Origin of the sequence: Streptomyces sp. ADI95-16, assembly GCF_003721495.1 — a bacterium.
GTDB classification, from domain to species: Bacteria; Actinomycetota; Actinomycetes; order Streptomycetales; family Streptomycetaceae; genus Streptomyces; species Streptomyces goshikiensis.
On sequence record NZ_CP033581.1, the window covers coordinates 6,586,379 to 6,607,095 of the forward strand.

At 73.9% G+C, this 20,717-nt stretch carries 20 protein-coding genes and 1 riboswitch; of the genes, 16 read left to right on the forward strand and 4 right to left on the reverse strand.

The features are described from left to right. Window positions 1-24 precede the first annotated feature (24 nt). The 7 genes from hpnD to EES41_RS29435 all read left to right on the forward strand — a co-directional run bounded on the left by hpnD (window position 25) and on the right by EES41_RS29435 (window position 9,073). Window positions 25-960, forward strand: a complete 936-nt coding sequence (gene hpnD / locus EES41_RS29405; RefSeq protein WP_123082765.1) for a presqualene diphosphate synthase HpnD — start codon at window positions 25-27, stop codon at window positions 958-960. 166 nt (window positions 961-1,126) lie between these two features. After that, a complete protein-coding gene (gene hpnE / locus EES41_RS29410; RefSeq protein ID WP_123081032.1) occupies window positions 1,127-2,506 on the forward strand; it encodes a hydroxysqualene dehydroxylase HpnE in 1,380 nt (459 codons plus the stop codon). Next, on the forward strand, window positions 2,503-3,669 hold the full coding sequence (locus EES41_RS29415) for a polyprenyl synthetase family protein (protein ID WP_254211602.1): 1,167 nt from the start codon (window positions 2,503-2,505) through the stop codon (window positions 3,667-3,669). Before hpnE ends, EES41_RS29415 begins: the two co-directional genes overlap by 4 nt. 295 nt (window positions 3,670-3,964) lie before the next feature. Further along, on the forward strand, window positions 3,965-5,950 hold the full coding sequence (shc, locus tag EES41_RS29420; protein WP_254211801.1) for a squalene--hopene cyclase: 1,986 nt from the start codon (window positions 3,965-3,967) through the stop codon (window positions 5,948-5,950). Beyond that, a complete protein-coding gene (locus EES41_RS29425; protein WP_123081033.1) occupies window positions 5,950-6,630 on the forward strand; it encodes a 1-hydroxy-2-methyl-2-butenyl 4-diphosphate reductase in 681 nt (226 codons plus the stop codon). Before shc ends, EES41_RS29425 begins: the two co-directional genes overlap by 1 nt. Before the next feature lie 5 nt (window positions 6,631-6,635). Further along, window positions 6,636-7,667: an adenosyl-hopene transferase HpnH gene (gene hpnH / locus EES41_RS29430; protein ID WP_123081034.1), complete on the forward strand. Its 1,032-nt coding sequence runs from the start codon at window positions 6,636-6,638 to the stop codon at window positions 7,665-7,667. After that, a complete protein-coding gene (locus tag EES41_RS29435) occupies window positions 7,664-9,073 on the forward strand; it encodes an aspartate aminotransferase family protein (protein ID WP_123081035.1) in 1,410 nt (469 codons plus the stop codon). Before hpnH ends, EES41_RS29435 begins: the two co-directional genes overlap by 4 nt. 81 nt (window positions 9,074-9,154) lie before the next feature. Here the strand turns inward: EES41_RS29435 and EES41_RS29440 are convergent, their stop codons facing one another. Continuing rightward, window positions 9,155-9,961, reverse strand: coding sequence for a tyrosine-protein phosphatase (locus EES41_RS29440; protein ID WP_123081036.1), 807 nt, complete (start codon window positions 9,959-9,961; stop codon window positions 9,155-9,157). 278 nt (window positions 9,962-10,239) lie between these two features. Beyond that, a riboswitch (cyclic di-AMP (ydaO/yuaA leader) is annotated at window positions 10,240-10,446 on the forward strand. A gap of 4 nt (window positions 10,447-10,450) precedes the next feature. Here EES41_RS29440 and EES41_RS29445 point away from each other — a divergent pair. The 3 genes from EES41_RS29445 to EES41_RS29455 all read left to right on the forward strand — a co-directional run bounded on the left by EES41_RS29445 (window position 10,451) and on the right by EES41_RS29455 (window position 13,802). Continuing rightward, the gene (locus tag EES41_RS29445; protein WP_123081037.1) at window positions 10,451-11,440 is read left to right on the forward strand and encodes a M23 family metallopeptidase; all 990 of its coding nucleotides are present in this window, start codon (window positions 10,451-10,453) and stop codon (window positions 11,438-11,440) included. A 166-nt stretch (window positions 11,441-11,606) separates the two neighbouring features. Next, the gene (locus EES41_RS29450) at window positions 11,607-12,392 is read left to right on the forward strand and encodes an SGNH/GDSL hydrolase family protein (RefSeq protein ID WP_008742770.1); all 786 of its coding nucleotides are present in this window, start codon (window positions 11,607-11,609) and stop codon (window positions 12,390-12,392) included. A gap of 207 nt (window positions 12,393-12,599) precedes the next feature. After that, a complete protein-coding gene (locus tag EES41_RS29455; protein ID WP_123081038.1) occupies window positions 12,600-13,802 on the forward strand; it encodes an MBL fold metallo-hydrolase in 1,203 nt (400 codons plus the stop codon). Between the two features lie 109 nt (window positions 13,803-13,911). On the opposite strand, the gene EES41_RS29460 is transcribed toward EES41_RS29455, so the two are convergent. Beyond that, window positions 13,912-14,367 carry a GNAT family N-acetyltransferase gene (locus EES41_RS29460; protein WP_123081039.1) on the reverse strand — a complete coding sequence of 152 codons (456 nt, stop codon included), beginning with the start codon at window positions 14,365-14,367 and terminating at the stop codon, window positions 13,912-13,914. Between the two features lie 354 nt (window positions 14,368-14,721). On the opposite strand from EES41_RS29460, the gene EES41_RS29465 reads away from it, so the two are divergent. The 6 genes from EES41_RS29465 (at window position 14,722) to EES41_RS29490 (ending at window position 18,991) form a co-directional block, all read left to right on the forward strand. Beyond that, the gene (locus EES41_RS29465) at window positions 14,722-16,491 is read left to right on the forward strand and encodes a sensor histidine kinase KdpD (protein ID WP_123081040.1); all 1,770 of its coding nucleotides are present in this window, start codon (window positions 14,722-14,724) and stop codon (window positions 16,489-16,491) included. A 47-nt stretch (window positions 16,492-16,538) separates the two neighbouring features. After that, window positions 16,539-16,982, forward strand: a complete 444-nt coding sequence (locus EES41_RS29470; RefSeq protein WP_123081041.1) for a roadblock/LC7 domain-containing protein — start codon at window positions 16,539-16,541, stop codon at window positions 16,980-16,982. Window positions 16,983-17,065: 83 nt separating this feature from the next. Then, a complete protein-coding gene (locus tag EES41_RS29475) occupies window positions 17,066-17,410 on the forward strand; it encodes a DUF742 domain-containing protein (protein ID WP_250570188.1) in 345 nt (114 codons plus the stop codon). Next, entirely contained in the window at window positions 17,388-18,008 is a 621-nt protein-coding gene (locus tag EES41_RS29480) for an ATP/GTP-binding protein (RefSeq protein WP_123081043.1), read from the forward strand. The genes EES41_RS29475 and EES41_RS29480 overlap by 23 nt, the downstream gene beginning before the upstream one ends. Further along, a complete protein-coding gene (locus EES41_RS29485) occupies window positions 18,005-18,550 on the forward strand; it encodes a GAF domain-containing protein (RefSeq protein ID WP_123081044.1) in 546 nt (181 codons plus the stop codon). Before EES41_RS29480 ends, EES41_RS29485 begins: the two co-directional genes overlap by 4 nt. Window positions 18,551-18,631: 81 nt before the next feature. Continuing rightward, window positions 18,632-18,991 carry an MmcQ/YjbR family DNA-binding protein gene (locus EES41_RS29490; protein ID WP_123081045.1) on the forward strand — a complete coding sequence of 120 codons (360 nt, stop codon included), beginning with the start codon at window positions 18,632-18,634 and terminating at the stop codon, window positions 18,989-18,991. A 46-nt stretch (window positions 18,992-19,037) separates the two neighbouring features. On the opposite strand, the gene EES41_RS29495 is transcribed toward EES41_RS29490, so the two are convergent. Further along, window positions 19,038-19,982: a transketolase family protein gene (locus EES41_RS29495; RefSeq protein ID WP_123081046.1), complete on the reverse strand. Its 945-nt coding sequence runs from the start codon at window positions 19,980-19,982 to the stop codon at window positions 19,038-19,040. 14 nt (window positions 19,983-19,996) lie between these two features. Then, complete coding sequence (locus EES41_RS29500; protein ID WP_123081047.1) at window positions 19,997-20,698, reverse strand: transketolase; 702 nt, start codon at window positions 20,696-20,698, stop codon at window positions 19,997-19,999. Between the last annotated feature and the right edge of the window lie 19 nt (window positions 20,699-20,717).

Genomic DNA, 20,717 nt, shown 5'->3' on the forward strand with positions numbered 1-20,717 from the left:
GCGTCCGTACCGTCCGCACCGGCGGTGCTGTCCGCACCGATTTCCGCGGCCTACAGCTACTGCGAGGCCGTCACCGGCGCCCAGGCGCGCAACTTCGCGTACGGCATCCGGCTGCTGCCCACGGACAAGCGGCACGCCATGTCCGCGCTGTACGCCTTCTCCCGGCGGGTCGACGACATCGGCGACGGCACGCTGGCGCCCGAGGCCAAACTGACCCGGCTGGAGGAGACCCGCGCGCTGCTCGGCCGGATCCGCGCCGAGGACGTCGACGAGGACGACACCGACCCGGTCGCCGTCGCCCTCGCGCACGCCGCGCGCCGCTTCCCGATCCCCCTCGAAGGACTCGACGAGCTCATCGACGGGGTCCTCATGGACGTCCGCGGCGAGACCTACGAGACCTGGGACGACCTCAAGGAATACTGCCGCTGCGTCGCCGGGGCCATCGGCCGGCTCTCCCTCGGCGTGTTCGGGACGGTGAACTCCGGGAGCCTGGCCCCCGCCGACGCCGCGCGCGCCGACGAGTACGCCGACACCCTCGGCCTCGCCCTGCAACTCACCAACATCCTGCGCGACGTCCGCGAGGACGCGGCCAACGGGCGCACCTACCTGCCCGCCGAGGACCTCGCCAAATTCGGCTGCTCCGAAGGCTTCCACAGCGACCGCGCCCCGGCCGGCGCCGACTTCGCCGGGCTCGTCCACCACGAAGTCCGGCGCGCCCGGGCCCTGTTCGTCGAGGGCTACCGGCTGCTGCCCATGCTCGACCGCCGCAGCGGTGCCTGCGTCGCCGCCATGGCCGGGATCTACCGGCGCCTCCTGGACCGCATCGAGCGGGAGCCCGAGGCCGTGCTGCGCGGCCGCGTCTCGCTGCCGACGCACGAGAAGGCGTACGTCGCCGTCCGAGGCCTCTCCGGCCTCGACGCGCGCACCATCTCGCGCCAGAGCGCCCGGAGGCGTGCCTGATGCCCCAGCCCCCCCAGCCTGCCCCGTCCGCCGCGCCCGCGACGGCGCCGCGGACCCCAGGACGCGCCGCGCACCGCGGGGGCGCAACCACCACCGGCGCCCTCGCGTCCCACCCGGAGGGCGCCGGACCCGGCGCGGCCGGCCGCCACACCACCGGGGAGGGCGCATGAGCGGCAGCGACCAGCGCGCCGTGGTCGTCGGCGGCGGACTCGCCGGGGTCACCGCCGCGCTCGAACTCGCCGACGCCGGGCTCCGGGTCACCCTCCTCGAAAGCCGACCGCGCCTCGGCGGCCTCGCCTTCTCCTTCAAGCGCGGCGACCTCACCGTGGACAACGGCCAGCACGTCTACCTGCGCTGCTGCACCGCCTACCGGTGGTTCCTCGACCGCGTCGGGGGCGCCGCCCTCGCCCCCCTCCAGGACCGCCTCGACGTCCCCGTGCTCGACGTCGCCCACCCCGCCGGGCCCCGGCTGGGCCGGCTGCGCCGCAGCGCCCTGCCCGTACCGCTGCACCTGGCCGCCTCCCTGGCCCGCTACCCGCACCTCTCGCTCGCCGAGCGGGCGAGCGTCGGGCGCGCCGCCCTCGCGCTGCGCCGCCTCGACCCCGCCGACCCGGCCCTCGACGGCCTGGACTTCGCCACCTGGCTCGGCCGCCACGGCCAGAGCCCGCGCACCATCGAGGCCCTGTGGGACCTCGTCGGCATCGCCACCCTCAACGCCACCGCCGGCCAGTCCTCGCTGGGCCTGGCCGCCATGGTCTTCAAGACCGGCCTGCTCTCCGAGAACGGCGCCGCCGACATCGGCTGGGCCACCGTCCCCCTCGGCGATCTGCACGACACATTGGCGCGCGAGCAGCTCGACGCCGCCTGCGTCCGCACCGAACTGCGCACCAAGGTCACCGGCATCTCCCGCACGGACGAAGGCGGCTGGCGCGTCGACACCGAGGACGAGTCCCTCGACGCGGGCACCGTCGTCCTGGCCGTCCCGCAGCGCGAGGCCCACGGACTGCTCCCGGCCGGCGCACTCGCCGACCCCGACAAGCTCCTCGACATCGACACCGCGCCCATCCTCAACGTCCACGTCGTCTACGACCGCAAGGTGCTGGGGCGGCCCTTCTTCGCCGCGCTCGGCTCCCCGGTCCAGTGGGTCTTCGACCGCACCGACGCCTCCGGACTCACCGACGGCGGCCAGTACCTGGCCCTGTCCCAGTCCGCCGCCCAGGACGACATCGACGAGCCCGTCTCCGTCCTGCGGACCAAGTACCTGCCCGAACTGGAGCGGCTGCTGCCGGCCGCGCGCGGCGCGAAGGTACGGGACTTCTTCGTCACCCGGGAGCGGACCGCCACCTTCGCCCCCACCCCCGGCGTCGGCCGGCTGCGCCCCGGCGCCCGGACCGACACGCCGGGGCTCTATCTGGCCGGTGCGTGGACCGCCACCGGTTGGCCCGCGACCATGGAGGGCGCCGTCCGGAGCGGTGTGAACGCGGCCCACGCCGCGCTCGCCGCTCTCGGCCGCCACCGCGACCACCCCCTGCAGGAGGCGGCATGACGAACGTCAGCACCACCACCGCCACCGGCACAGCACGCTCAGCACGTACAGGAACCAGAGGAGAGCCAGTGAACCCGGGGAATCCGGCTGTCGAGAACACGGCTGCCAGTGTGGGCACGGCCGGCGGGGAGAAGGCGGACACGCTCGCCCTCCTGGAGCGCGGCCGCACGCTGTCGACGCCCGTGCTCCGCGCCGCCGTAGACCGGCTCGCGGCGCCCATGGACACCGTCGCCGCCTACCACTTCGGCTGGATCGACGCCCAGGGCAACCCGGCGGACGGCGACGGCGGCAAGGCCGTGCGCCCCGCCCTCGCACTGCTCTCCGCCGAGGCGGCGGGCGCCGCGGCCGAGGTGGGCATTCCGGGAGCCGTCGCGGTCGAGCTCGTGCACAACTTCTCGCTGCTGCACGACGACCTGATGGACGGCGACGAGCAGCGCCGCCACCGCGACACGGTGTGGAAGGTGCACGGCCCCGCCCAGGCGATCCTCGTCGGCGACGCCCTGTTCGCCCTCGCCAACGAGGTGCTGCTGGAGCTCGGCACCGTCGAGGCCGGCCGCGCGGCCCGCCGCCTGACCACCGCCACCCGCAAGCTGATCGACGGCCAGGCGCAGGACATCTCCTACGAGCACCGCGAGCGCGTCAGCGTCGAGGAGTGCCTGGAGATGGAGGGCAACAAGACCGGCGCGCTGCTCGCCTGCGCGGTCTCCATCGGCGCCGTCCTCGGCGGCGCCGACGACCGTACGGCCGACAAGCTGGAGGAGTACGGCTACCACCTCGGCCTCGCCTTCCAGGCCGTCGACGACCTGCTCGGCATCTGGGGCGACCCGGAGGCCACCGGCAAGCAGACCTGGAGCGACCTGCGCCAGCGCAAGAAGTCCCTCCCCGTCGTCGCCGCGCTCGCCGCCGGCGGCCCCGCCTGCGAGGAGCTCGGCCGGCTCCTCGCCGCCGACGCCAAGAGCAACGACTTCGAGAACTTCTCCGAGGAGGAGTTCGCGGCCCGCGCCGCCCTCATCGAGGCGGCCGGCGGCCGGGAGTGGACCGCCGAGGAGGCGCGCCGCCAGCACGCGATCGCCATCCGCGCGCTGGACGACGTCGACATGCCCCAGCGGGTGCGCGAGCAGCTCGTCGCCCTCGCCGACTTCGTCGTCGTGCGCAAGAGGTGATCGCCACCCGAGCCCGGATATGACTCGCGAGTCGCCGGCCGGCGCCACCTGACCGTGGCGCCGGCCGACGGCGGACCCCAGGACAGCAGAAGCCACTGCACACATAGGGGAAGCCATGACAGCGACGACCGACGGCGCCGGAGCCCCCGGCGCCGAACCGGATGAGGGCGCGGCCGCCGGGACCGCCGCCCCGCCGGGTACCCGCGAGGCCGTGCGACGGCGCCGGTCGCCAAGGGGCCCGGGCGCCGGGCCGGAGGCCGACTACGGCCCCGCGCGCGGGGGCGCGCCCGACCGGATGCGGGGTGATGCGGCGCGGGGTGATACGGCGCGAGGTGATGCGGCGCGGCGCGTCCAGGACGCCACCGCGCGGGCGATCCGCAACCTGCTGGGGCGCCAGGACCCCGCGGGCTGGTGGAAGGGCGACCTGGAGACCAACGTCACCATGGACGCCGAGGACCTGCTGCTGCGGCAGTTCCTCGGGATCCGGGACGAGGCCGTCACCCAGGCCGCCGCCCTGTTCATCCGGCGCGAGCAGCGCGACGACGGCACCTGGGCCACCTTCCACGGCGGCCCGCCCGAACTCTCCGCCACCATCGAGGCGTACGTCGCCCTGCGCCTCGCCGGAGACGCCCCCGACGCCCCGCACATGGCCACCGCCTCGGCCTGGATCCGGGCCCACGGCGGGCTCGCCGCCGCCCGGGTGTTCACCCGGATCTGGCTGGCCCTGTTCGGCTGGTGGGACTGGGAGAACCTGCCCGAACTCCCGCCCGAGCTGGTCCTGTTGCCGCCCTGGGTGCCGCTGAACATCTACGACTTCGGCTGCTGGGCCCGCCAGACCATCGTCCCGCTGACGGTCGTCTCCGCGATGCGGCCCGTCCGCCCGGCCCCCTTCGCGCTCGACGAGCTGCACACCGACGCGCGGGTCCCGGTCCCGCCCCGCCGGATGGCCCCGCCGACCACCTGGAACGGCGCCTTCCAGTGGATGGACAGGGCCCTGCACGTCTACCGGCGGTTCGCCCCGCGCCGGCTGCGCGAGGCGGCGATGGCCAGCGCCGGCCGCTGGATCATCGAGCGGCAGGAGAACGACGGCTGCTGGGGCGGGATCCAGCCGCCCGCCGTGTACTCGGTCATCGCCCTCCACCTGCTCGGCTACGACCTCGGGCACCCGGTGATGCGGGCCGGTCTGGAGTCCCTCGACCGGTTCGCCGTCTGGCGCGAGGACGGCTCCCGGATGATCGAGGCCTGCCAGTCCCCGGTCTGGGACACCTGCCTGGCCGCCATCGCCCTGGCCGACGCCGGGGTCCGCCCCGACCACCCGGCCCTGGTGAAGGCCGCCGACTGGATGCTCGGCGAGGAGATCGTCCGGACCGGCGACTGGGCCGTGCGCCGGCCCGGACTCGCCCCGGGCGGCTGGGCGTTCGAGTTCCACAACGACACCTACCCCGACATCGACGACACCGCCGAAGTGGTCCTCGCGCTGCGCCGGATCCGCCACCCCGACCCGGCGAGGGTCGAGGGGGCCATCGCCCGCGGGGTGTCCTGGAACCTCGGGATGCAGTCGCGGGGCGGAGCCTGGGGAGCCTTCGACGCCGACAACACCAGCCCCTTCCCCAACCGGCTGCCGTTCTGCGACTTCGGGGAGGTCATCGACCCGCCGTCGGCGGACGTCACGGCGCACGTCGTGGAGATGCTCGCGGTCGAGGGCCGGGCGGCGGACCCCCGCACCCGGCGGGGCGTCGCCTGGCTGCTCGCCGAACAGGAGCCGGAAGGGCCCTGGTTCGGCCGCTGGGGCACCAACTACGTGTACGGGACCGGATCGGTGGTCCCGGCCCTGACGGCCGCCGGCCTGTCCCCGGGGCATCCCGCCATCCGGCGGGCGGTGCTCTGGCTGGAATCCGTACAGAACCCGGACGGGGGATGGGGCGAGGACCAGCGCTCCTACCAGGACCGGGCGTGGGCCGGGAAGGGGGAGTCCACGCCCTCGCAGACCGCGTGGGCGCTGATGGCCCTGCTGTCGGCGGGCGAGCGGGACGCCAAGACCGTCGAGCGCGGCATCGCGTACCTGGTGGAGACCCAGCTGGCCGACGGCGGCTGGGACGAACCGCACTTCACCGGCACCGGCTTCCCCTGGGACTTCTCCATCAACTACCACCTCTACCGGCACGTGTTCCCGCTCACCGCGCTCGGCCGCTACCTGTACGGGGAGCCGTTCGGCCCCGACGGCCGGTACATCGGCGCCCGCCCGGGCGACCGCACCGGGGTCCCGGCCGAGGGGGTCTGATGGAGCGCCGAGCCGAGCCCGCCGCCTCCCTGCTGGTCGCCTGCGCCCTGCGCATCGAGCGGGCGGCCCTGCGCAGCGGCGGGGAGCGCGGCGCCCCCGACGGGTACGCCGTGCTGCGCACCGGCATGGGTCCGCGCGCCGCCGACCTGGCCGTCGCCCGGGCACTGGCCGGGCCGGGCGGGGACCGGACCGCGGTCCTCGCCACCGGGTTCTGCGCCGGGCTGGTCCCCGGCATGAACCCCGGCGACCTGATCGTCGCCGAGGAGACCCGGGACCCGCGCGGGACCGTCACCTGTGACGGGACCGCCCTGCTCGCCGAGGCGCTGGCCCGGGCGGTCCCGGGCGCGGCCGTGCACCTCGGCGCCCTGACCGGCTCCGACCACGTCGTGCGGGGCCAGGAGCGCGCGCAGCTGCGCGCCACCGGCGCCATCGCGGTCGACATGGAGTCGGCGGCCACCCTCTGGACCGCCACCCGGGACACCCGGGACACCCGGGACACCCGGGACACCCGGAACCGGCGCGGTCCGGTTGCGGCCGTCCGGGTGATCGTGGACGCTCCGGAGCACGAGCTCGTCCGTATCGGCACGGTTCGCGGTGGAATATCTGCCTTCCGTGTTCTCCGTGCCGTGCTGCCCGCGTTCTTTGACTGGCACCGTTCTTCGCTGCTCCCCAGGAGGTGAGCCAGATGGCCATGCCACTGCGACAGTCCATCAGGGTCGGGACCTATCTTCTCGAACAGAAGCTCCGCAAGCGTGAGAAGTTCCCGCTGATCGTCGAGCTCGAACCGCTCTACGCGTGCAACCTGGCCTGCGAGGGGTGCGGCAAGATCCAGCACCCCGCCGGGGTCCTCAAGCAGCGCATGCCGGTCGCCCAGGCGGTCGGCGCCGTCCTGGAGTCCGGCGCCCCGATGGTTTCCATCGCGGGCGGGGAGCCCTTGATGCACCCCCAGATCGACGAGATCGTGCGCCAGTTGGTCGCCAAGCGGAAGTACGTCTTCCTGTGCACCAACGCGATGCTGCTGCGCAAGAAGATCGAGAAGTTCACCCCCTCCCCGTACTTCGCCTTCGCCGTGCACATCGACGGCCTGCGCGAGCGGCACGACGAGTCCGTGGCCAAGGAAGGCGTCTTCGACGAGGCGGTCGCCGCCATCAAGGACGCGAAGGAGCGCGGGTTCCGCGTCACCACGAACTCCACCTTCTTCAACACCGACACCCCCCAGACCATCATCGAGGTGCTCAACTACCTCAACGACGACCTGAAGGTCGACGAGATGATGATCTCGCCCGCCTACGCCTACGAAAAGGCTCCTGACCAGGAACACTTCCTGGGCGTCGAACAGACCCGCGAACTGTTCAGGAAGGCCTTCGCTGGCGGCAACCGGCGCCGCTGGCGGCTCAACCACTCGCCGCTCTTCCTCGACTTCCTGGAAGGAAAGGCGGATTTCCCCTGCACCGCCTGGGCCATTCCGAATTACTCCCTCTTCGGCTGGCAGCGCCCCTGCTACCTGATGAGCGACGGCTACGTGCCCACGTACAAGGAGCTCATCGAGGACACCGACTGGAGCAAGTACGGCCGCGGCAAGGACCCGCGCTGCGCGAACTGCATGGCGCACTGCGGCTACGAGCCGACCGCCGTCCTGGCCACCATGGGCTCGCTCAAGGAATCCCTGCGCGCGGCCAGGGAGACGATCGCGAGCAACCGGGGCGACTCGGCATGACCCCGGCACCGGGAGCGTCCGGGCGCGGCGGTTTCGACCTCGGCGCCCTGCTGGCCGAGCGCGGCGGGGAGCGGTACGAGCTGCACGCCCGGCACCTCAACCACCAGCTGCCCCGCATGCTGCACACGATCGGCTTCGACAAGGTCTACGAGCGGGCCGAGGGCGCCCACTTCTGGGACGCCGAGGGCAACGACTACCTCGACATGCTGGCGGGGTTCGGCGTGATGGGCCTCGGCCGGCACCACCCCGTGGTCCGCCGGGCCCTGCACGACGTCCTCGATGCCCAGCTCGCCGACCTCACCCGCTTCGACTGCCAGCCGCTGCCCGGACTGCTGGCCGAGAAGCTGCTCTCGTACAGCCCCCACCTGGACCGGGTCTTCTTCGGCAACAGCGGCACCGAGGCGGTGGAGACCGCCCTGAAGTTCGCCCGGTACGCCACCGGGCGCCCCAGGATCCTCTACTGCGACCACGCCTTCCACGGGCTCACCACCGGCTCCCTCTCGGTCAACGGGGAGGGCGGGTTCCGCGACGGCTTCGCGCCGCTGCTGCCCGACACCCGGATCGCCCTCGGCGACCTGGCGGCCCTGGAGCGGGAGCTCGGCCGGGGCGATGTCGCCGCCCTGATCGTCGAGCCGGTCCAGGGCAAGGGCGTGCTCGCGGCCCCGCCCGGTTTCCTGCCCGCCGCGCAGGAACTGCTCCGCCGCCACAAGGCGCTGCTCATCGCCGACGAGGTGCAGACCGGGCTCGGACGTACCGGTGACTTCTACGCGTACCAGCACGAGCCGGGCGTGGAACCGGACCTGGTGTGCGTGGCCAAGGCCCTCTCGGGCGGGTACGTGCCGGTCGGGGCGACCCTGGGCAAGGACTGGATCTTCAAGAAGGTCTACTCCTCCATGGACCGCGTGCTGGTGCACTCCGCGAGCTTCGGCTCCAACGCCCAGGCGATGGCGGCCGGCCTTGCGGTCCTCTCGGTCATGGAGGACGAGGGGGTGGTGGCGAACGCCCGAGCCATGGGCGACCTGCTGCGCGGGCGGCTCGCGGCGATGGTGGCCGAGTACGAGCTGCTGCACGAGGTGCGCGGACGCGGGCTGATGATCGGCATCGAGTTCGGCCGGCCGTCCTCGCTCGGGCTGCGCAGCCGCTGGACGATGCTCCAGGCGGCCCGCAAGGGGCTGTTCGCGCAGATGGTGGTGGTGCCGCTGCTGCAGAAGCACCGCATCCTCACCCAGGTCTCCGGCGACCACCTGGAAGTCATCAAGCTCATCCCGCCGCTCATCGTGGACGAGGGCGACGTGGACCGGTTCGTGACCGCCTTCCGGGCGGTCATGGACGAGGCCCACGGCGGCGGCGCACTGATGTGGGACTTCGGCAGGACGCTGGTGAAGCAGGCCGTCGGCAACGGCTGACGGCGCCCGTCGTCAGCGGCGCCGGCGGCCCGCTCCGGGCGGTCCAGGGCCTGTCTTCCGGATCGGGCCGGAAGGCAGGCCCTAGTCGAGGAGCCGGTCCCGCAGCCGGGCGAGGGTCTCGGGCGTCAGCCCGAGGCCCTCCGCCAGATAGCGGTCCACCCCGCCCCAGGTCGCCTCGATGGCCTCGAAGGCCGCCGTCAGGTACTCCGCGCGGGCGTCGAAGAGGGGCGCGAGCAGCTCCGCCACCTCGGGGGAGCGGGTTCCCTCCGGCTCCCCGCCGCGGCGCATCCGGTAGCGGCGGTGCGGGGCGTTGGACTCCAGGTAGTCCGCCACGATCGCCGCGCGCTCGACTCCGAGCGCGAGCAGGGTGACCGCGATCGACAGGCCGGCCCGGTCCTTGCCGGCCGCGCAGTGCATCAGCGCCGGGACGCTGTCCTCGGCGAGGGCGTGCAGGACCCGGGCGTGCTCGGCGGTGCGCTCGGTGATGATGGCGCGGTACGCGTTCGCCATCCGGGCCGCGGCCCTGCCCTCGCCCAGGATGCCGCGGAGCTGGTCGAGATCGCCCTCCCGGACCATCGTCCAGAACTCCCCGCCGTCCGCCGGATCCGACAGCGGGAGGTTGACGTTGCGGACTCCGGGCAGCTCCACGTCGTGGCCGTCGAGGGCCTGGTCGGCGGCGTTGCGGAAGTCGAAGACGGTGTGCAGGCCGAGCGACGCGAGGAACTCCGCGTCGGTTTCGGTGGCATGTGCGAGATGTCCGCTTCGGAACAGTCGTCCCGACCTGACCTTCCGCCCGTCCGTGGTCGGCAGGCCGCCGACATCACGGAAATTGCGCACTCCGGACAGTTCCGGCTCCATGGCCGGGGCGTCGGGTATCTGCTGGGTCACGGGAACTCCTCCGCGTCGTCGTGCGGTGTCCGAATTACACTACTTGGCGCCAACTTGCCATATCCGGAGGCCAGATCGGATCCGTCCCCGTGAGCCAGATCATACGGTGACCGTGAGTGCCTGATCGCCCAGGCCGAATTCCCTTGCCAGGGCGGTTGTTGAGGGTCCGGAATGGACAGAGGGTGACCGGAATTCCGCTGATCCCTCATACCTGCGATTGCGTCAGGGAATTCGTGGCTTGTTCCCCGTGGCGCGGCTGGATTACCTTCGCGATCGATCCGGGTGGACCGCCGAATCCTGCCGCCGCCCGGGAACCGCACCCGACTACCATCGCGCGCGGCAGGAGCGGGGGAACCAGGTAAGCCGCTGTTCCGGATCCACGTCCGGGACGGCTCGGGGTGAAGCCGTACATGCGCTGTTCATGTACGGCCGGACATCTCCAGTCCGAATCCGACAGCTCACCTCGCAGGCGACGGAGAGGAAATCGCCATGCCCGGAAAGGGTAAGCACCGCCGCCCCAAGTCCAGTTCGATATCGCGCGGGTTCGCCGCCGCGGGTACCGGCGGCGCCGCCCTCGCCCTGCCGCTGCTGGGCGCCACCGGCGCCTCCGCGGCCGGTGCCCCGGCCGCCGCGCCCGCCGCGGCTCCGGTACAGGCGCCCGTCACCACCGCCGCCGCGCCGCAGGTCCGGGCCGCGGCCCCGCAGGCCGCCGAGACCGCGCCGGCCGTCTACACCGTCGCGTCGGGCGACTACCTCTCGAAGATCGCCGCCGAGCGTCAGCTGGACGGCGGCTGGGAGCGGCTCTACGAGGACAACCGCGAGGCCGTCGGCGCCAACCCCTCCCTGATCCACCCGGGTCTGAAGCTGACCCTGGGCGCGAAGGGCGCCGCTGCGGAGTCGGCCCCGGCCCCGCAGCGCGCGCAGAAGCCGGCCGGGCAGTCCGCCGCCGGGCAGTCCGCGGAGCAGCCGGCCCAGCGGTCGGCGCCGGCCCCGAAGGCCAAGCCGAAGACCGCGCCCGCCGCGCCCGCCGAGAAGCAGCAGAGCGCGGGCGCCTCCACCACCGCCGGCAAGACGGCCGCCTTCGTGGCCCCCGTCGGCGGCGGCATCTCCACCCAGTACAAGACCCCCGGCGCCATGTGGTCCTCCGGCTACCACACCGGTGCCGACTTCATCGCGAGCTCCGGCACCACCGTCCGCGCCGTCGGCGCCGGCACCGTGGTCTCCGCCGGCTGGGCCGGCTCGTACGGCAACGAGGTCGTCATCCGGCACGCGGACGGCAAGTACTCCCAGTACGGCCACCTCTCGCAGCTGTCCGTCTCGGTCGGCCAGAGCGTCACCCCCGGCCAGACCATCGGGCTCTCCGGCTCCACCGGCAACTCGACCGGCCCGCACCTGCACTTCGAGATCCGCACCGGCCCGTCCTACGGCTCGGACATCGACCCGATCGCCTACCTCCGCTCCAAGGGCGTGAGCATCTGACGGCGGCCGCCGTCGGGAGAGGTACGACAGGCACGTGAGGCCGGGGCCCGAGGGGGGTCCCGGCCTCGCGCCGTTATTCCGACCTGACCGGGTGGTATAAATCACGGACCGTCAACCCCTGCCTACGGTGGCGTAGGTCACGCACCGGGGTGAAAGATGTGCTCTCGTGGCAGCGACGACGACGACACTCAAGACCATCGGCTCGTACGCGGCGATCGGGGACAGCTTCACCGAGGGCGTGGGGGACCCGGGACCCGGGGACAGTTTTCTCGGCTGGGCGGACCGGCTGGCCGTACTCCTGGCCGACCAGCGGGAGGAGCACACCTTCGGCTACGCGAACCTGGCCGTACGCGGGCGGCTCCTGGACCAGATCGTGGAGGAGCAGGTGCCGCGGGCCAAGGAGCTCGCGCCCGACCTGGTGACCTTCTGCGCGGGCGGCAACGACATCATCCGGCCCGGCAGCGACCCCGACGACGTCGCGGAACGCTTCGAGGCGGCGGTCGCCGACCTCGCAGGCGCCGTCGGACAGGTCATGATCACCACCGGCTTCGACACCCGGGGCGTGCCGGTCCTCAAGCACATCCGGGGCAAGGTGGCCACCTACAGCGCGCACGTCCGCGCCATCGCCGACCGGTACGACTGCCCGGTGCTCGACCTCTGGTCGCTGAAGTCCGTACAGGACCGGCGGGCCTGGGACGCCGACCGGCTGCACCTGTCGCCCGAGGGGCACACCCGGGTGGCGCTGCGCGCCGCGCAGGTGCTCGGCCTGGAGGTGCCCGCCGATCCCGACCAGCCGTGGCCGCCGCTGCGGCCGCGCGGGTCGGTGGACGTGACCCGGGACAACATCCAGTGGGCGCGCGAGTACCTGGTGCCGTGGATCGGCCGGCGGCTGCGCGGGGAGTCCTCCGGGGACCACGTCGAGGCGAAGCGGCCGGACCTGCTGCCGCTGTAGGGCGCGGGGGGCCGCCGGTCGCGAGGCCGGGGGGCGGGGCGCGCGGGCGGGCGGCCGCAGCGGGGGAGCGGGCGGGGCGAAGCGGGGCTGAGGCGGGGCTGAGGTGGGGCCAGGCCGGGGCCGGGGGGCGGAATCCTTCGGGGCCGGTGCGCGTTGGAACGTCGTAGCCTGTGTGACCGTCCTGCCCCGAACCACCCTGGAGGCGCCTTGACCGGCTCCCGTCCCCTGCGTCCGCGACTGCGCGCCCTGCGGCCCGAAGCCTTCGGCGCGGACCCGTCCGGCGCGCGGATGGAGCGGATCCGCCGCTCGCCGAACTTCGCCGACGGCGTCTTCCAGAACCCCATCGGCGCCCGCACCCGGCCGTCCGGCTCCATGGCGGAGTTCGCCAAGATCTACTTCCACAAGGAGCAGCGGGTCCGGCGCAACCCGGGCGCGCCGGTCCCGGTCTATCCGACGACCCTCGCCGAACTGGCGAAGCCGCCGGTCAGCGGGCTGCGCCTGACCTGGATGGGGCACTCCAGCGTGCTCGCGGAGATCGACGGGCGCCGGGTGCTGTTCGACCCGGTGTGGGGCGAGCGGTGCTCCCCCTTCCCCTTCGCCGGTCCCAAGCGGCTGCACCCCGTGCCGGTGCCGCTGGCCTCGCTGGGCGACGTGGACGTCGTGGTGATCTCGCACGACCACTACGACCACCTCGACCTCCCGACGATCAAGGCCCTGGCCGGTACGGACACCGTCTTCGCGGTCCCGCTGGGCGTCGGCGCGCACCTGGAGCGCTGGGGGGTCCCGCCGGACCGGCTGCGCGAGCTGGACTGGAACGAGAGCACCGAGGTCGCCGGGCTGTCCCTGACGGCGACCCCGGCCCGGCACTTCTGCGGGCGGGGCCTGCGCAACCAGCAGTTCACCCTGTGGGCCTCCTGGGTGGTCGCGGGCGACTCGCACCGGATCTTCCACAGCGGAGACACCGGCTACTTCCCCGGCTTCAAGGAGATCGGCGCGGCGCACGGCCCCTTCGACGCCACGATGATCCAGATCGGCGCGTACTCGGAGTACTGGCCCGACATCCACATGACGCCGGAGGAGGGCATGCGCGCCCACCTCGACCTCCAGGGCGACATGCCGCACGGCACGATGCTGCCGATCCACTGGGGCACCTTCAACCTGGCCCCGCACCCGTGGGACGAGCCCGGCGAGGGCACCTTCGCCGCGGCCGAGAGCGCGGGGGCGGCCATCGCGCTGCCGCTGCCGGGCCAGCCCTTCGAGCCGGGCTCGGCCGACGCGCCCGCCGAGCCGTGGTGGCGGCCCTTCGTGGCGGGCGCCGTGGCCGAACCGGCTGCCGCGCGTCCCCGGCCGGTCACCGCCGAGCGCCCGCCGGCCGCGGCGCACGAGGAACCCGAGGCCGTGGGCTCGTAGCCCCGCCCTGAGGCCCCGCCGGTCCGGGCCCGGGCTCCGGCCGAGTCCGGGGCCCGGGCCCCGTGCTGCCCGGGCCCCGGACGGCGTACCGGCGCGTGCGGTGGGTGGATCAGCGGCCGGGCGCCATGTCGTAGGTGACCCACATCGTGCGCGTGGCGACCTGGTCGTACTTCGAGCGCGCGCGGTGGTTGTCGTCGGCGGTGATCCACCGCACGACGCTCCAGCCGCGCTCGGCGGCGATCTCGCGCAGCCGGGCCAGCAGCAGCTCGGCGGCGCCGGAGCCACGGCTCTCGGGGGCCACGAACAGGTCGTCGAGGTAGCAGCCGACCGCCGCGAACAGGGGACGGGCGTACGGACGGTAGTGCGCGAGGCCGATGAGCGTGCCGTCGGCGTCCTCGGCGACCAGTGCGCCCTCCTCGTGGCCGGGGTCGGTCAGCCAGGACCACACCGTCCGCGCGGCCTCCTCGCTCTGCTCCACCTCGTAGAAATCGGCGTAGCCGCGGAACAGCACGCGCCACTGGTCGAAGTCTTCCGGCCGTACCGCGCGGACCTGGATCTGGGACATGGGCGACTCCCGTGCTCGGAGAACGAAGCGTGTGCAGGAACCCGATCATGCTCGGTGCGGGCGCTCGGGCCGAGTGCCGCGGTGTCGAAACGAGGGCTTCCGGAACGCCGCGACGGACACTTGCACGGCGCCGCCGAGCGGGGGGGCGTACGCGCTCCCGGCGCATTCGGGCTGCCGTACGAGCGCTCCACCGGGAGCGGGAAGCACCCCCGCCAAGTTCCCCAACTGGCAGTCCGGGGCGGGAGTATGCGGTCTAGCGTGGGTATCCGGTGATCAACACCTGACCCCGGGGACGTGCCCCCAGCCACCGCTGGGAGGACCCCGGGATCCGGCACCCACGTACCGAGGACCCAGATGTCCGGACTCCGCACCCCCCGCCACTTCCCGTCGAAGCACGCCGCCGTAGGCCCCGGCCGGCAGATACGCCCCCAACTGGTCCGCTCCGCCGTACTGCCCACGCTCGCCGCCGGGCTCAGCGGCGCCGCCGCCGTGATCTTCACCCTCCAGCTCGGCGGCGGCGCGGGGGACCGGGACGCCCGGCTGTGGCCCGTCCTCACCGGCTGCGCCCTGCTCGTCCTCGGCGCGCTCGCCGCCGCCCTGTTCGGTGCCCAGCGCGCGGCCAAGGCCGTCCGCGACCGCTGCGAGGCGCTGCGCCGCTCCAGCGCGCGCGGGCGCCAAGAGCTGCGGACGGCCGCCGAGCGGCTGGGGCGCGGGGAGAACGTGGCCCGTCCGCTCCGCGGCGGCCCGAACCCGCCCGGGCCGGTCGGCGACCCCTCGGCGGTCGACGAGTTCTGGCTGCTCGCCCAGGAGCTGCGCGGCGCCCGCGAACAGGCGCACACCACCCTCGTGCGGCTCGCCGCGCCGCCCGCGCCGTCCGACAGCGACCGCAAGGTCGAGGTCTTCGTCAACCTCGCCCGACGCCTTCAGTCCCTCGTGCACCGCGAGATCTCGCTGCTCGACGACCTGGAGGACGTGGTCGAGGATCCGGACCTGCTCAAGGAGCTCTTCCACGTCGATCACCTCGCCACCCGGATCCGCCGTCACGCCGAGAACCTCGCCGTGCTCGGCGGCGCCGCCTCCCGGCGCCAGTGGACCAGGCCCATCGACCTCAGCGAGGTGCTCCGCTCCTCGGTCGCGGAGGTCGAGCAGTACACACGGGTCAAGGTGGTGCCCCCGGCGGGCGGCACCGTCCGCGGCCACGCCGTCGCCGACGTGGTGCACCTGCTGGCCGAACTCGTCGAGAACGCCACGGTGTTCTCCGCCCCCGACACCGATGTCGTGGTGCGCGCCGAGCGGGTCACCGCCGGGATCGCGGTCGAGGTGGAGGACCGGGGGCTCGGCATGCCGCCCGAGGAACAGCACCGGATGAACGCCCTGCTCGGCGACCCCGACCAGTGCGACGTGCGCCGGCTGCTGGCCGACGGGCGGATCGGCCTCTTCGTCGTCTCGGCGCTGGCCCGGCGGCACGGGATCGCCGTCGAGCTGAAGTCCAACATCTACGGCGGGGTGCTCGCCGTACTGGTGCTGCCGCAGGACCTGCTGGGCGCGGAGGCGCCGGGCGCCTCCGACACCCTGGGGGGTTCGCGCACGACTTCCTTGGCCGACGGTGAGGCGGACGCGGGGCCGCCGCTGGAGCCGGTACGGGTGACACCGCCACGGCAGGAGCCCGCCGGGCCGGCGTACCCGCCGGGCGGCCCGGGGGTACCGGCCTGGGCGCGGTCCGTGCCGCGCCCGGGGGTCCTTGCCGACGGCCCCGGGGACACCACCACCGGGCCGGACCCCGGCGCCGCCACCGTGACGCGCGCGGCCGCGCCCGAGTACGCGCCCGAGTACGCGCCCGAGTACGCGCCCGAGTACGCGCCCGAGTACGCGCCCGAGTACGCGGCGGAGTACGACTACGCCCGCGACTACGCGTCCGAGCACCCGCGCGTACCGGCCTCCCGCACGGAGAGCGACCGCCCGCCGCTGCCCAAGCGGCGGGCCCAGGAGCACCTCGCGCCACAGCTGCGCGAGGCTCCCGCCCCGCGCCGGCCGGCGGAAGCCGAGCCGCCCGTGCACGACCCCGGCCTCATGGCCGCCTTCCGGCGGGGCTTCGGCCTCGCCCAGCCGGAGAACCAGCCATGACCCCGGGCAGGACACCGACCCCCCACCTCGGCAAGGAGCGCACCCCCATGGGCGGCGAAGCGGCGACCACCACCACCCGGCTCTCGGATCTCGACTGGCTGCTCAGCGGCCTGGTCCAACGGGTGCCGCACGCGCGCAGCGCCGTGCTGCTCACCGCCGACGGACTCGCCACCTGCGTGCACGGTCTGGACCCCGACAGTGCGGACCACCTCGCGGCCCTCGCCTCCGGGCTCTACTCGCTGGGCCGGAGCGCCGGATCCCGCTTCGGCGACGGCTCGGAGGTCCGGCAGGTCGTCGTCGAACTCGACACGGCGCTCGTCTTCGTGTCGGCCGCCGGAGCCGGTACCTGTCTGGCGGTCCTCGCCGACCGGGAGGCGGACGCGGGCGTCCTCGGCTACGAGATGGCGATGCTGGTCAAGAGCGTACGGCCGTACCTGACGGCCCCGCCGCGCCGGCCCGTCGCCGACGCCGACGCCGACGCCGGGCGATGAGGGCCCGGGCGGCGGCGGGGGCGCGCGGATCCGGGGCGACGGGGTGGGACACGCCGTGGCTGGACGGCACGGCGGGCCGCGTCATGCGCCCGTACACGGCGAGCGGCGGGCGGACCCGGCCGGCGATCGCCCTCGACCTGCTCTCCCTGGTGTCGGCGACGGGCGTGCGCCCGAGCACACCGCTCGGCGCGGAACACGTCCTCGCGCTCCGGCTGTGCGCCGGCGCACCGGCGGTCACCGTCGCCGAAGTGGCCGGGCAACTGCGGCTCCCGGCGGGGGTGGTGAAGGTACTGCTCTCCGACCTGATGGAACACGGGGCCGTCATGGCCCAGGCGCCGCGGTTCCCGGGCGGCGCCGCGGGCTCCTTCGCCGCCGATGACCAGACCCTGCTGCGGGCGGTGCTCGATGGTCTGCGCAAGCGGCTCTGACAGTCGTCCCGCAGCCCTGCCCGCGACCTTGAAGATCCTGGTCGCGGGCGGGTTCGGGGCGGGCAAGACCACCTTCGTGGGCGCGGTCAGCGAGATCGATCCGCTGTGCACGGAGGAGCTCCTCAGCGGCCTGGGCGAGGCCGCCGACCCGGTCGACGGGGTGGAGACGAAGAAGACGACGACCGTGGCGCTGGACTTCGGCCGGATCACCCTCGACGAGCGGCACGTCCTCTACCTCTTCGGCACGCCCGGGCAGGAACGCTTCTGGTTCCTGTGGGAGGAGCTGTGCGCCGGCGCGCTCGGGGCGGTCGTGCTCGCCGACACGCGCCGCCTCGCCGACTGCTTCCCGGCCGTCGACTTCTTCGAGCGGCGCGGGATCGGCTTCGTCGTCGCCGTCAACGAGTTCGACGGCGCGCACCGCTACACGGCCGAGGAGGTCCGCGCGGCGGTGGGGCTGGGCCCGCGGGTGCCGGTCGTACGGTGCGACGCGCGGCTGACGAGTTCCGGTACGGGGACGCTGGCCGCCCTCGTCCACCACCTGCTGACCACGAGGTCGGCGCACCCAGCGAAGACATCGGACCCGGGGGAACCGCCATGACGTACTACGAATCGACCGGACACCTGCTGCTCACCCCCGTGGACCGGGAGGCGCCCGCGCGCGTCGTGCGGCTGCGCGAACTGGGCCTGGGACAGCGCCCGGACCCGGAACTCGACCTGTTCGCCCGGCGGGCCGCGCAGACGCTGGCCGCCCCCTACGCGGGGGTCAACTTCATCGGCGAGGAACGGCAGTTCTTCGCCGGGCTCCACCACGGCCCGGACGCCCCGGCGAGCGGCTACCCCGCCCGGACGCTGGCCCGGGACCACGGGTACTGCCCGCACGTGGTGGTACGGCGGCGGGCGCTGGTGCTGGAGGACGTACGGGACTTCGCGCGCTTCGCGGGCAACGCGGTGGTCGACGAGAGCGGGGTGCGGTCCTACCTCGGGGCGCCCCTGACGGACCGGCGGGGGATCGTCCTGGGAACCGTGTGCGTGGTGGACGGGGTGCCGAGGAAGTGGGGGACGGAGGGGCTGGCGACGGCGAAGGAGCTCGCCGCGGAGCTGGTGGCGTTGCTCCACGAGCGGGAGGACCGGCAGGGCTGAGGCGCCTTCCGGGGCCGTTGTCGGTGCGGGGGGCTACCGTCGCGGACGAGGGTTACCGGTGGCTGGAGAGGAGTCGCGGGGATGGCCACAACAGCGGAGGACGTCCGGACGATCGCGCTGTCGCTCCCGGACGGCAGTGAGAAGCTCGCCTGGGGCATGCCGACGTTCCGGGTGGGCGGGAAGATCTTCGCGGCGCTCGGGGACGACGACACCACCATCGGCGTGAAGTGCCCCAAGGAGGACCGCGCGGAGCTGATCGCGGCGGAGCCGCAGAAGTTCTTCCTGCGGGAGGGGCACGACGAGAACTACGCCTGGATCCGGGTCCGGCTGGCGGCCGTGGCGGACGCGGGGGAGCTGCGCTCGATCCTGACGGACTCCTGGCTCCAGGCGGCCCCGAAGCGGCTGGCCGCCGCCCACCCCGAGCTGGTGGGCGGCGACTGAGCGCGGGCGCGGGCGCGGGGCCGGAGGCGGCCGGGTGCGGGTGCGGTCACCCCAGGAACGCGGTGATCCGCCGGCGCAGCGAGCCGGCGTCCAGGCCGTGCGCCGCGGTGTGCTCGTCGACCGTGCCGTAGCGGCGCAGCTCGGCGCGGCCGACACCCAGGCCCAGGACCCGGTGGGGCACCTGCTGGAGGGCGTCGTTCGCGGCGGCCGTGGAGGTCCCGGCGAGGTACGGCTCCACGAGGACGACATCGGCGCCGCCACCCGCGCTCCGCCCGGCGGCGGCGCGCAGCGCCGCGTCGTCGAAGGGGCGCACGGTCGTCGCGTACAGCACGGTGACGTCCATGCCCTCGGTCGCGGCGAGGACGTTGTCCAGCAGCGGGCCGACGGCGACCACGACGCCCGCCCTGCCCTCCCGTACGGTCCGGAACCGCAGGCCGTCCACGGGGCGCGGGGCGGCGTTCTCCTGGGCGGAGAGCCGGACGTACACCTTGTCGTCCCCGGCCGCGTAGGCGTGCCGCAGCAGCGCCTCGGCCTCGTCGGGGTGGCCCGGTACGTGGACGGTCCAGCCGTCCAGGGTGTCCAGCAGGGCCACGTCGCCGGGGGCCATGTGGGTGTAGCCGCCGCTCGGCCAGTCGTAGCTGGCGCTCGCGCTCACCAGGACCCCACCCGTGCCCTGGTGCCCGAAGTCCAGCTTGACCTGCTCGAACGGCCGCTCCACGAGGAAGCTGGCGAAGGTGTGGACCACCGGCCGCAGCCCCGTCAGGGCGAGCCCGCCGCCGACGCCGACCAGCAGCTGTTCCCTGATCCCGACGTTGATCACCCGGTCCGGGTGGACCTCCTGGGCGGGCCGGAACCCGTCCATGGTGACCTCCGCGAGGACCAGCGCCAGCCTGGGGTCCTCGTCGAGCAGCCGCGAGGTCACCGAGACGAACCGCTCCCGCATGGTGTCGGCGGTGGTCTTGGCCGCCCCGGGGGCCTTGGTGGTGTTCATGATCGGTCGTCCCTTCAGCGCTTCTTCTCGACACGGGCGACCACGGCGTGCGGCCGGCCCGGATGCGGTGTGGTGAACGCGGCGTACAGCGCCGCGTGGTCCCGGCCGTCCACGGTGACGGCCGACCAGCCGGCCGCTTCGAACCGGGAGGCGATCCCGCCCCGCCAGCCGTGGGTGGCGGAGTCGTTGTCGATCACCACGGTGTGCAGCCGCTCCAGCCCGGCGGAACCGGCGTACGCGATCGCCTCGTGGTTGCTGCCCTCGTCCAGCTCGGCGTCCCCGATCAGCACCCACACGGCGGGATCGTCCAGCCCCTGGGCGCGCAGCCCGAGCGCGCTGCCGACGGCGAGGGGCAGACCGTGCCCGAGGGAGCCGCTGCCGATCTCCACGCCCGGGATCAGGGTGCGGTCGGGGTGGTGCCCGAGCGGCGAGTCGTACGCGGCGAAGCCGCTCAGCCAGTCGGCGGGGAAGAACCCCTTCGCGGCGAGCACGGCGTAGTACGCCATCGGCCCGTGCCCCTTGGAGAGCAGGAACCGGTCCCGCCCGGGAGCCCCGGCGTTCGCGGGACCCACCCGCAACACCCGGTCGTACAGCACCCACAGCACGTCGAGCGTGGAGGCGGCGGCGGGCGCGTGCTTCTCGGCCCCGCTCATGAGCCCCATGAGGGCGCCCAGATCCTGGTAGCGGACCTCGGGGTCCGCGGCTGTCTGCGTCATGGGCCCAGCCTGTGACCTT